The following is a 13,283-nucleotide window of genomic DNA, read 5'->3' as shown; positions in this document are numbered from 1 at the left end:
TACTGCAAGAGTTGGTCATACTGCTGACGTATGATTACTATACGGATGAACAGCTAAAAAGCGTGCTAAACTACTTATTACAGGCGGGAGATACCGCCGATCCAGAGGGTTTTATCCGGCGACTGGCAGAACAGTCCCCGAGGTATGAGGAGGTACTGATGACAATAGCGCAGAAACTGGAGCAGAAGGGGCACCAGAAAGGGTTTATTGAAGGGCGTCAGGAAGGACGGCAGGAAGGGCGTCAGGAAGGACGGCAGGAAGGGCGTCAGGAAGGACGGCAGGAAGGACTCCAAGAAGGATTGCATAAAGGCGAAAAGCAGGGGATCCTGAAAGTTGCGTGGGCGATGATCGATATGGGTGTCGACCGTGAAACGATAATGAAAATGACCGGGTTGAGCCAGAACGAACTTGAGCAAATACGCCACTAACTCGTGCTGAGAGTTCTTAATCAGTATTCAATGATTCATGTTAAAAGAGGATTTTACGGTGACTGTCAGAACAGTCACCGAAGTATAAGTATTGACCTGAAACGGTGATGAAAATCACCGGACTGAGCTTGAACAACTGTCTGACAAACTGACTATTGATACGTTATCGGCATAAAAATGCTTGAGTCAATGCACGAAACGCATAGAGGCGGCACATTTACATTCCAATCGATAAGACCGAGTCTGAATCTACGTGCTTCTGAAATCTCTGTTCTTAAGCAGAGCTGAGGTTAATAACGTTCTCGTGTTTTCCTATCTGGAAATCGTTATACAATATATGGGGCGCAATGGATGGAATGAATAGGACGGAAGTTACTGTTTTAGTCTGTGGATGTCTGACTGACAGGCCTCTACTTCATCCGTAGCCTTGATGGTGCGGATAAATCTGCCATCACGTTCGACCTCCAGGATAAACGGAAAACTGACGTTTGCGGTGGGTGTATACCTTGCGACCATCGTCTACAGCAGGTAGCACGTAATAAATCATGATTTGAAAAGTCAGCAATTTGAACCGGAGTTTGACCCCCGGTTCTTAGCAAAAACAGGTTAAATGCTTTGTGAAAGCAAAGAGGAAACCTGCCGGGCATTTCTGCATTTAACTAAAAGCTGAGGCGTCAGAATAACATCAAACTTTTCAGTGAGGCACCGAGCGATTTCTTTAAGATGAGAGGGCCTTAATCCCAGCGCTAAAAATTCAGAATCTTCATTCAAACCAGTTAACGGCTGCGCACCAATGGTATGCAAATAAATGCTGAGGATCGATTGGTAACATTCATCCTCTGCGCTGTTATTGACTCTTTGGCTCTCCGATATAACCGACTGCTTATCAGCCAAATTATCCGGCTTCGGTTGCGTAAAGAACGCTCTGATTTGATGTCGATCCGTTTTACCGTTTGCAGACAAAGGAAACGCCTGAATATGAGCAAAACGCGTTGGTATATGAGAAACGGGTAAAAGCCTGTGAGAATAATCCCGCAATTCTGAGACGGGAATTTCCTGACCATTTAGCGTCGTATACATAGCGCCTAATGTTGCATCGCCATTCTGCTCATTTGGATAATCAACGACGATAATATTATTGATTTGTGGGTGCTTACATAACTCACTTTCAATATCAGGCAGAGATACCCTAATCCCCCGAATTTTGATATAACCATTTACTCTGCTGGCAAAAATGATGGTGCCATCCTTTCGGTAATAGCCCTGATCCCCTGTTCTGAATGCTCTTAATTGTTCACCTTCAGGCGAGGTGATAGTGACAAAATCTTTTTGCACAACAAGACCATCTTCCAGATAGCCTAAGGCAAGATTGACCCCTGTAGTATAAATCCGGCCAGTCACAAACGCTGGGCAATGTTCATTGATATCATTACAGATAAAATATTGAGTTGCAGGCAGGGGCTTACCATAAGGAATAAGGCTGACATCCGCCGACGTAATTTCATGCCATATACTCCAAATCGTCGTTTCAGTCGGCCCTCCCAAAGAAAACAACCGGGTATCAGGATATGTCGCTCTAATTTCCTTGATAAGAGCAGGCTTAATATAATCACCGCCCTGCGCTATCAGCCTGAGGGAAGAGAGAGATCCCCCCTTTTGGCACGCAATTAACATTTCTAAAATTGCAGGCACTGAGCACCAAATAGAAACTTTGTGCTTCGAAATTAGCCGATTCCAATGGATAGCATCTTTCTCTGCATGAGGTTCAGGGATAACCAGTGTTGCGCCAACAGTCAGTGATGCAAAGAGGTCAAAAACAGACATATCATGATGTAATGGCGTAACGGAAATAAACACGTCATCCTGTTTAACCTCCCATTTATTCAGCGTTTGCCCGATAACATTAGATGTTGCCTTGTTATTGAGCACCACACATTTGGGTTTACCCGTTGTTCCGGAGGTATACAGATAATAAGCCGGTTCAATGCAATGACTCAGTGATGATAAAGTCTCTAAAGGGAGTAAAACGTTTTCAGAAACCGATGTGAGCAGTGTTTCCAATGTGATGGTTTTATCACGATTAAACTGTCCGGTATTCACAATGAGATCAGAATGGCAATTCGTTAGCAGATAATCCAGACGTTCAGGGGGAGAATTCACATCAATAGGCACCCAAATAATCCCCAAAAGCGCACAAGCGATTGTCACCATCACATGTTCAGGACTACGAGGCAAACAAATCGCAACCACACTGCCTTTACGCATCCCACAGCGATTCAGGTTATTCACTATTTTTTGAACACACTCCCCCAACTCAGAATATGTAATCTGCTGCTCTCCACAGATAATAGCGGATTTTTTTAATTTTCCCGTCAATAGGTTATCCGCAATACGAGCCAGGAAATTTGAACAGATAAAATCACTGTCATTACCGTTATCTTTGTAATGGTGATAATCAATCACCTCAGAAAAATCCACAGCGAGCTTTTCCTGACGACAGATCAGCGCTATTGCCTGAGTGATGGTTTGTAAAATATCCTGCACGATATTTTGTTCCAGCGCTTTTTCTGCATAATCAATGGATAACACCAGATTTTTGTCCTGATCCAGGGACAAACGAATATCCATCGCAACTTGCGGCGTCTGCGTTAATCCATCATAAAAAGAGACATCACCAGATGCAGGCAATGTTTTCCATGACAAGCCATTCGTTAGCACAACAGGTAGCGCTAAACCTGTCTGATATTGATTGAATATCAGCCTGTTAATATCAACACCGGAAAAATCCAGATGTTCCAGAGAGGCAAAAATATCATTTTGAAAAGCTGTCGTTCTTTCTAAAAATGGCGCCTGGTCTCTTTTAAAACAAACAGCGACAAATGAAGATTCATTACTGAACTGCGTTTTCTGGGTGGGAATAGCAACCGGAACACCGATACATAACCGACTATCTTGTGTCCAAAATGACATTATCTCCAGGATAATGGTAGATAAAATCGTATTTTGAAACAGACCATAAGATGAGGCGATTTTAGACAAATGATTCAACGTCACGCTGGGAATTGTGACCTTCTCCCTTCTGTAGCGAGAGGATTTAATCGATTCTGGCGGTTTCTTCCAGGGCAACGCCGGTGGGCCGGGATACTCTTTTAGTTTTTCTGACCAATATTCAGTATCGCTTTGCTTTTTCGAGACAGAAGGCGGTTGAAGCAAATGAGCGATATTTCCCGTTGGCCTGGATCTTTTCTGCTCATTCTCACCTTCCTCAAATAATTTAAACAAGATGAGAGAGATAGCGCTGCCATCCAAAATCAGTGCATCAAAGCTCACGAACACCACGGTTGTAACAAGGTCATTATCCTTATCTTCTGGCTCTGCCAATTTAATGACCCAAATATGCCAGGGAGAACGAGAAAGATCGTGGATCTTATGAGAATACGCCTGCCTCATCTCATCTATCTTTTGATAAGCCTCTGAACGCGGGATACCCGTGAAATCAATTTCATCAAGATTCAGGATAATGGCATCGGAAACATGTTGAACCAATGAACTTTCATCTATATGGGTACGTAACGCATCATATTGCTGTACTAATCTGGTGAGCCGGGCCTTAATAACAGAAAACTCGATATGACCTCTGAATTCCCTGAAATCATGCATGGCAACACCACCCAGTGGTAACAATTCACTTCGTCCTAACAGGTACGCGCGTTGTAATGGTGTCAGTGCGGTATCCATGATATTTCCTCAATTTTCGATTGTGAGAAAGCGCAGAATCTAATTAATTAACAAGCTAAACATTTAACATCTTTCAAAAAGAAAGATTACTTCTGTCGATTAAGGATTTTCACTAGTGCCTCAGCCGCCTTTTCAGCCGCTCCCCGCGATCTTAATGTCATTGTCTGTGCCAGTGCATTTAATGTTTGATGAGCCTTAATATCTTCAATTATCAGTTCTGCCTGTGGGATATATTTGTTAATAAATCCCGTTAATTCTTCTGCTATATCAGCATCAATATCCAATGCTGAAAGAGCAGTATGAGCGTTGATATTTTCTTCGTTCGTCAGCCGGGACAGCAGAAGAATGAGCATTTGCTCAACACAGGAGGATGTCACCTTTTCAGTCCCCACATCTTGATGCGAAGCAGAAAAATGAAATGAGAAAAAATAGTCCAAAGACTGGTTTATCAACTGAGGCGAACGAATGATCATCCGAATCAAAGAGAGATAGGTATCAAACATTTTGCGGATATATGGTTCAGGGAAAATATCCAGACGAACATCCCAGTTGACCAGAATCCCTTCATAAGCAGGCGCAATCTGGACATCCAAGGCAACTTGTGGCCCTTGAGAAATAACAAAGACCATTTCACCGAAAGCACGGGTTACATTTTCGGATAATAAATTATCGCCACTGATACCAAAACCGGAGGTAAAAACGATAGGCGAGATTTGCATGTTACCGTGGTATCTGGAGAGATCCCGCATAACACTGACTCCCGGATAAGCACGGTGAGAAAGAAGTAAAGCAATTTGATCAGCAAAACGACGGCATAACGCAATCATCGGCTCATGACGCTGTAATTCAACACTTAAAATAGATAAATCTGAAAAATCACCAACAATTTTGTCCACATCACGGAGGTAACTTTCTCGCTGGAACGTAGGCATATTTAATCTAAATTTGTCAGACTGCGTACAAATCCCCACGGTACACGCGAAAAGAGACAGAAATAATGTTGACAGCGTAATCTGATATTTTTTGGCGGTTGTCTTTAACGACAACTTTTCTTCTTTAGTCAGTTGAACCGCGAATCGATCACTAAAGTATTCTCCTTTTAGGAAAGGGCGATGAATATGAGGAAGTTTAGGGGCTGGTGGAATTTGCGCAATACGCGTACTCCACCATTTTTTATCGCGCTCACGTAAAGTTAATAAAGATTTATCAGCCTGCATTCGCTCCAAATAGTGAAAATAAGTGCTTCCTCCACTTTTCGGTTGATGGTCAGGCTGATGATAAAACCGGGCCAAATCTTCCATGAGAATACGAAAACTTTGCGCATCACCTGCAATCATGTCCAGGTCGATATGCAAGCGAAAGTCTCCATCTTTTAAAAGGGTGACACTCAAATCGATAGACTGACCATGTTCAAGATCCAGTTTCTGGTGGGTTTTACTTTTTCGTTTACTTTCCAGAAAATCAGCAATGGCTTTTTCATCACAGATACTGACATCATCAATGTGCAATTTATCGTTGGAAGACAGACTTTCTATGGTTTGCATACCATCCGGTGTAACACGTAGTCGCAACATCGGATGGATATCAAAGAGATACTGTACGGCAGTTTTCAGCCGTTCAAGATCAAGTTCAGTACCATCAAACTCTGCATACAAATGTGCGGTAACACCGCCCAACGTCTGTTCATATTGCCGGCCAACCCAATAAGCGGCCTGCATGGTCGTTAGCTCTCTCATTTAGTTTCCATAAAGTTTAGATTATCAGCTACAACAAGAATATGATTACAAATGATAATAAAAATTATTATTATTTGATAAATAAAGCAACATGAATATGAATTAGCCCGATGTTAATGACTAAAATTTCTTGAAAATATCCATATTTATTAATTAGATAAAACCACTTAATAAGCAGATGAACCTTATTCCGCAGGATTAAAGTCGAGAGTACATCATCTAAACTCGATAAAAGAATTAATATATCCAGTAGATTCACATATGGATCATTTGACAGGCCCCCGAAGGAGCCTGTTCTCTTATTTTTAATTACAGATAAATGCGGATTTAATCACGAATGGTGTAGCGAATATGCAAGATGATATCACTTAAGCTTTTCAGTAAGGATTCTTGCTTACCTTTGGTATTCGGGAAATGCAAGACTAATTTACCCGCATCATCAATCGCAATGCCTTCAAATGGCAGATATTTACCATCATTGAAATCCAGTTGGAATTGTCCACTGTCATCCATACCCCGGGAGACTGCAATTGCCGTGCAGCCTTTTGCCAGCGAGGTAGCACCAGCATAGCTTAAAGTCGCTTGCACATCCTGATATGGTCCCAACAAAGCGGGCAAACTCACGCTAATTTGCTTAATACGGCGCACATCACCTAATTGCATATCAACCGGATAATCATCTTTAAGTTGCAGATCCTTGATGGTTAGCGTGGCTGACAAGGTATTACCAGCCAATTTCAGTTGATTACCCTCATTGCCTACGGAAGCATCTTGGTTATTCTTCAGCAGCGTTTCAATTTGGTTTGACAGCGTAAAATTCGCCTTCTCACCCAAAGATTGATATACCTGCGCCAGAGAAACCGTACGTTCCACCTCTAATGCGCGAGACTCCCAAGCCAAATATGCCGACTCCATCGCTGCCAAATTCAACATCAACGCCTCGCCACACAACAAGCCAGCATAAGTCCCCTGCCAGGCGCCCGGTTTAATAAAGCGCGTCTTGTTCTTTGTTTCCCATTTAAAAGCCAGTTGAGTCAGTAAACAACGGGATACAGCCAAGTCATAGAATTGGAAGTACAGTGCAGATAAGCGTCCGCGCATCCAGTTATACAACGCCTGATTACTGAATTTACGCTGCAACAGCTCCCATTGTGCCAGATGGTGCTTCTGTTGCGTCGTCAAGTAGGTCAACTGCATCGATGCAGCCTCTTTACGTATCTTCAATGCGGCTTGCTGGGCCTCAATCTGTGTCATCTCAACTTTCGCGCTGTCACGCATCATCTGCCATTCTTCGCGGCGACGGCGATACATTTCCGATTGGGATACCGCGTCCGCTGTTGCAGATGTCGCAGCCGACGCAGTCTGGAGCCCCAAAGCAATCGCCGTCGGCAGAGCACCATATTGGCTGCCACCCACTGCCATGCCGTAAATATTTGGCACCATATTGGCAACCGCTGCTGCTGTATACAACGCATTTGCTGCGGTTTGGGTCATCCCCGAAGCAATACGCAGACCCATAGCCGCTTGCTCGCCAACGTTAACATCTTCATCGTACAGGGCGCTATAGTGAGCGTGACGCTGTGCAGCCCCCGCCAGCGACGCTGTCAGTACTTTCGTCTCCTCAGCTAATTCATCCAGGTTTTTTTGTTGCATGTCAACGCTCTGAGCCAGCAACTCTTTGCCCTGAGTTTGCATCAACACCGCCATCTGTTCTGCATCCTGACGTTCAATCACCCCAGAAAGGGTACTACCCAGTTGCGAAAGCTGTGACACCATCCCGCGAGCGCCTTCTAGTACGACCGGGAAACGACGCAAGCTCAAGGTATTGACCGTCGGTAAAGCCACTCCACCTTGCGAAGATGCCGTGGCCGCACTGAGTAACGCTGCCGGATCAGCTGGTTCAGCAAACAGTGGCAGACTCAATAGCTGGCCATCCAGCGTCAGATTGTGACGCAGGTTGTACAGGCGTTGTTGGAATGTCTGGCGCAAACTTTCCCAGCGTCCATTCTGTTGTGGATAGAATATCCTGGTCAGAGAATTAGCTGAGTAAAGTGTCGCTGATTGCTCCGCAGCCCCTTTCAGCGCCGGTGCTTGCCAAGAGATAGCCGCAGAGACCGGCTCTTTGCCCATCAATGTCAGCGCCTGCATATACCACATTTTGGCTTCTGTCAGCGTATCCCGCTCCAGTTGGCGGTAAGCACTGTCCCCACGGGCCAGCAACAACTCCAATAAACGCATAAAAGTAGCCGCCTTGTAGTGCATCGGGTCTGCCTGTGCCACCGCATCAGGGTTGGTGGAATCCAGCGGCGTGTCATTCCAGCGGGTATCTTCCAACAATGGACGTACTTTCCAGAGTTTGTCATTGGGATCGATGCTACCAGGATTAAAAATATAACTTAGCCAACGTGCCGCCTGATCAAAATTCTGTTCTTGCATCAAACGCTGTGCCACCAGCATCGGTGTGTAGTAAAACAGTTCCCAGAAATAGAGGGCATTGGCTCCAGCAAAGTCCATCTCCTGATCCAATCGGTTATCATCATTGATACCCAGAGCAGGCTCAAGGATTCTCTGTGTCTCCAGGCTAAGAATGGTATCCAGCCCCCGGTTAGCGCGACGCATTAATTCGCGGGCAAACAAAGTGTTTAAACGGGTTTTAAATTCACCTCCTTTCCCCCACATCATATATTGGGCGCCAGCTTTATTTGTTACCAACTGAATAACGTTGCTTTCATCGCTTTTTTTAGTGGTGATAACCAGCCGGGTCATAATCTCAGCCAACAGTAAATCAGGAAAATCAGCGCACAATAGATCAAAGGAGAGACTCTGACGCTCTTTCTCCTCTAAACTTTTCAAGTCCACATTAAACTCGACGTCGTAGGTAGTCTGACCGGGATTAACCTCAATTGTCGTGCGACCTGCTTCTCCTTGGTCAATGCCGCCACCCGCAATAAGAATGAGTGGGAAAGCTCGCGTTTCACGTAAAGTGATGGGGGAAAAAGCTTTGATTGCCGAAACAGATTCAAGAGAGACACCCGCCCATATGTTACCCAACATATTAGAAAAACCCGGAATATTCCCCGTTGTTTCATTCAGGGTAGTTCTGGCATATCCATCTATAAATAAGCGTACGGACGGAAAACTCTGGTCTTTAGCATAAAAGAATTCTCCTTCATTACCTTTTCCCAAGAACCAACCCAGAGTCAGATAGTTACTGTCCTTCACCGCTTGCAGCAGATAAATATTGCTGATTTTACGGTTCATAGCATGTTGCAACACTTGTCGCAGGGTAAATTCCAGTCTCATGCCCGATGGTAGTGACAACAGAGACTTACTGGGCGCCATAGCGGCGACATCACGGAGCTGACCTTTAAATATGTACTTATTTGTTTCTGTATTCTTAGTAATACTCTGTCCAACCAACGTAATTTTCTTGTCAGTATATTTATCGGTAAATTTTACCGTGTCGCTTGTAAATTCATACTGTCCAGACGCGAAATGATTAGCGACTCTGGGCGCCCCGATAGTATCAAGCTCATGTCTGACCGCCCTCACCAATGCATCGGTCGCCATAGCCGACACAAGTTGAAATCCCCCATCAATGGCACAAGAATAATGGACGTGGCTAACAGTGTATTCATTGGCCCGGCCAAGTTTCTCATACACCATAACCTGTAGAGAACCGTTGCTCCCCCGGGACACCGTACAATACAAACCGGCCTCTTTTGGCAGCCCGCTTTTCAAGTTAACTTCGAAGCTCAATGGCGCACTCCAAGTTCCGTCATAACGCAGGTATGCCAGTTTTAACTCATAGACCCAGGCTGGTTTTTGTTCTTCTTGTTTTTCTTTGACCTGTTGCAGCTTGGCATCCTCGCGGCGCTCCAGCCACATCAGATGCAGACGGGTGTTAAACATAACCGGGCGGATAAGGTCCGCTATCGGCGTAACAGCACAAGTGATCTCTTTCCACTCCTTCCAGGCCGTAGCCGGGAACACCCCCTCCTTGAACTGATCATGGTCCACACTACGCCAATAATAGGCCGGAGTAGCATCCTGGTTTTTGCCCACAAAATAGGTCAGGCCAGAGTCCAGGTTCAAAGCATCGTGATAGGCGCTGACAATCGATAGGTTTGCGACCTGCTCAAACTCCGTCAGATACGCCTTGAAAGCATCTTCAACCGTATCAGTCGAAAGCTGGCTCTGATTGATGGACTGTAACAAGGTATCCATCATCTTTGTCTGACCAATCCGCTGGGTAGGATTGACATAGTTTTCCGGGAAGTAGGTTAGCTGGGATACACCAGCCCAAGTGCTGTAGCGGCGGTTATAGATCTCCCACTCTTTGATAAAAGATCGACTCAGAGCGGCAGTTTTAACACTCCCTTCCCGGCTGGACTGCTGCAAGCAACGATTAACATACAGTTGAATACTCGCCATTGCCTCAGCTACCCGGCTAGTTTTTACCTCAGCGTTCACCTGGTTATCAATCAGCAAATAGGAATACAGCTCATCCCGGGTACGCAGATTAAAGTTTTTGGCAACGACATGATTCAGATAGAATTCGCACAGCGCAGTGCTCAACCTTTCATCATAGATCTTCATGACCACCAACCGTTGAGTCTCTTTCAGACGTGCAACCAGTGCCGTAGCCAGTTTTTGCCAGTCTTCGTAGAGAGTGCCTTCAATTAATGCTCCATCCTGTTTTATCGATGTGGCATAACTCAGACGATACAATTGAGCGATCTCCTGCGGAGAAATACCCAGCGTCTGTGCTGCCTCATGCCATTGCAATACGCGCTCCACAGTGGTCATATCCAGTAATGGAGAAGCTTTCAGCGACGAATTCACCTGTTCAGCCGCCAATTGCATGGCCTTGGTGTCTGCCGCCATTGCCTGAGCAACCTGCTCTACAGTCAGTGTTTCTTTTAATAACGACATCAGTACTGATGATGCCTGTGCTCCTAGCTTAATTATCCACTGATGGAAACGGGACAACGTCATAAGTGAAAGCACATCGTTGTTGACAACGGTCATACCCTTTTGCAACAAAACCGGCTTCGCCACGATCAATGCCAGTTCACGCTCACTCAGTTGCAGACGTTGATAAATCAGTGACAATTGAGCCAACCGGTGGCAGAACGTAATAACTTTGCCATCAACGGTAAACGGCTTGCCAGTATCCAGATTCTGAATCATCCCCCACATGCTATCTACCGAGCCTTTAGCCAATGAATCCAGCCAAATCAATAAATTATGTGCTACTTCACTGGAAGATAGCCCCAGGACTGACGCCAAATGTGGGGCCATCGCAGCCTTAAGCTTGTCCTCTGTCAATGTTGCTTCTTGTACACCTGTAACCAGTGTGCTCACCAGATTTTCGATTTCCGGAATTTGAGCGGTGTCATAGGTAGAGGTGGTCATGAGCATCAAATCAACCATGCTCAGATTATGTTTACGCAACCAAGTGACAGTTTGGTAAACGTTATCCACCAATGTGGCGAGTGCATCATCAGAAACATCATAAATTGCTGTTTTGCTGTAACCGAGCGTTTTGCGTAACACATCCAGTTCAGCCACAGAAAGCTGATGAACTTTTGCCAATAGCGCCGCACAATACATATCCGAAATGTTGCCGATATTATTGGCAAAGCATCCATCTGTATCTATCGGATCAACAACATAGAGCAGTTTATTGAAGCCGACATCATCAACCTTAAAGGCGCGTTTTAATATGCTCTTGTTATGGTTGCTATGCCCTTTACCAGGATTGGTGTCAATTTTGTCACCTCCCAGCACATAATGTTTGCCATCAAGAGGTGGAGTGTTAAACAACACATCAAACTGACTTGCCTTTCCGTCAACAACACGTTGGGAAATATCGAAGTTGGCAAGCACCAAAGCCTGCTCTTCCTTGATATTGTAACGGGTAACATAACGCTTAACGCGATCCAGAGAGTTCAACATGGCTTCGTTTAAGGTCTTACTATGACGCTCAACCACCTGAAAGACGGTAGGTAATGAAAGCTGGGTAGCTCTATGCAGTAATACCAAACTATTCAAATACAGCAAAGCATTGCGGGAGGAGTAGCGTTCAATGGTAAAAATATGAGAATAACCTTGGTCAACATCAGATTCGAATACCGTAACCTTTAGGCTATCCACTGTCAGCAAAGAAGAATTGAGGTTAACTGTATGGGATTGATACCGATCTTTCCCAGTATCGTAGCTGTTCCATACAGACTCTCCATTGACCTTCACATTGAAATTCCCAGCATTTGTGCTCCAAATAAAACTCAGTTGCAAAGCTCCCTCACTAGTCACCCGGATCTCCGGATTTAAAGAACGAGCCCCAGGATTTGTCTTATTGACGCGAGTAATACGGGTAAATCGCAACGGCTTAATTGAGTCAACATATGTCAGAACATCATCAATGTATTGACCTCCTGTATCAGACACTTCCGGTTCAAGTACAGTCAGAATATTCTCAAACATTGCCGCAGGCAGGCCATAATGTCCAGCCAATGCCTGCGCATTCAGCAACGATTCCGGGGCTACATCACCAAACATCCTCTTGTACAACACATCAGCATTATTCTGTATCCCGCTCTGGCTCAGAAGTGCATAATTCCCAGGCGAAATCCCCAATTCCATAGCAACCGGCAACACGCGGTCAGCCTGATCCGGGCGGTTATCCGGTGACAACAAAGTCGGCAACGACACCTTCTTGGCGACCAATACCTGGCGAATAACATCATACGCTGCATGATACGAACCATGTGGGTTGTTGTAGAGATGGTGAACCAGCTTTTGGTACACCTCAGCATCGGTTTTCAAGCTGAATTTTTTCTTAATCCCCGCTACCAAGATATCATTGGACAGAGACAGGGTAGAAACCACCTCCTCCATGTTTTGCTGACTGAGGACCAGTTCCCCCAGATCCGGGCGGCGTTTATCCAGATGGTGAAAGGAGTTTGGATCATGTAAGTAGCGCGCTTCACGGTATAACTCAGTCAAATAGGCCGCAGGGGAAAACATAGATGCCACATCCCCCTCCCTAACAAACGATTCATTACGTTCAGGGATAAAATCGTTACTATAAAACTGCATTTCCGCAGCAGGAATATTCAGCGTGACCGCACTCCTAAACTGAGGATTAGTTTTCGCCAGGATGCGGCGTACCTGCGTGTTTTCAAGCGATTGCTGGGCTACCGCAGCATCAAATACTGCTCGACACTCCCCCATACTTAGCGTGCCGGCAGCAGCCTCGCACACTTGCTCAAAGGAAAAGCCGGCAATTTCGCTTAACGTGGTAATGCCTAACTTCTCAGTGAAAATATGATAATCCGCCATATCGAATGCAAAACTCATAACACGTCCTCTTTGT

Annotated in this window: 3 protein-coding genes and 1 pseudogene; 1 reads left to right on the top strand and 3 read right to left on the bottom strand. The window is 45.1% G+C overall.

What is annotated here, in order from left to right; genetic code table 11:
- Nucleotides 1-428, top strand: a pseudogene (locus tag LGZ99_RS09805) (ISNCY family transposase); the annotation flags it as partial.
- Nucleotides 429-1,034: 606 nt separating this feature from the next.
- Here LGZ99_RS09805 and LGZ99_RS09800 read toward each other — a convergent pair.
- The 3 genes from LGZ99_RS09800 to LGZ99_RS09790 form a co-directional block, all read right to left on the bottom strand.
- Nucleotides 1,035-4,166 (bottom strand): amino acid adenylation domain-containing protein, encoded by a 3,132-nt coding sequence (locus LGZ99_RS09800; protein ID WP_036837008.1) that lies wholly within the window; start codon nucleotides 4,164-4,166, stop codon nucleotides 1,035-1,037.
- Between the two features lie 86 nt (nucleotides 4,167-4,252).
- Nucleotides 4,253-5,902: a condensation domain-containing protein gene (locus LGZ99_RS09795; protein ID WP_036837006.1), complete on the bottom strand. Its 1,650-nt coding sequence runs from the start codon at nucleotides 5,900-5,902 to the stop codon at nucleotides 4,253-4,255.
- A gap of 327 nt (nucleotides 5,903-6,229) precedes the next feature.
- On the bottom strand, nucleotides 6,230-13,267 hold the full coding sequence (locus LGZ99_RS09790; protein WP_262979081.1) for a Tc toxin subunit A-related protein: 7,038 nt from the start codon (nucleotides 13,265-13,267) through the stop codon (nucleotides 6,230-6,232).
- Nucleotides 13,268-13,283 lie beyond the last annotated feature (16 nt).

Origin of the sequence: Photorhabdus temperata, from assembly GCF_025384845.1 — a bacterium.
Taxonomy (GTDB): Bacteria; Pseudomonadota; Gammaproteobacteria; order Enterobacterales; family Enterobacteriaceae; genus Photorhabdus; species Photorhabdus temperata.
Note: the sequence above shows the minus strand (reverse complement) of the source record. Positions and strands in the feature narration are given on the sequence as shown.

Bases quoted from the DNA above. Each gene is read 5' to 3' on its own strand.
- LGZ99_RS09800 (WP_036837008.1), bottom strand. From the start codon at position 4,166: ATGGATACCGCACTGACACCATTACAACGCGCGTACCTGTTAGGACGA.
- LGZ99_RS09795 (WP_036837006.1), bottom strand. From the start codon at position 5,902: ATGAGAGAGCTAACGACCATGCAGGCCGCTTATTGGGTTGGCCGGCAA.
- LGZ99_RS09790 (WP_262979081.1), bottom strand. From the start codon at position 13,267: ATGAGTTTTGCATTCGATATGGCGGATTATCATATTTTCACTGAGAAG.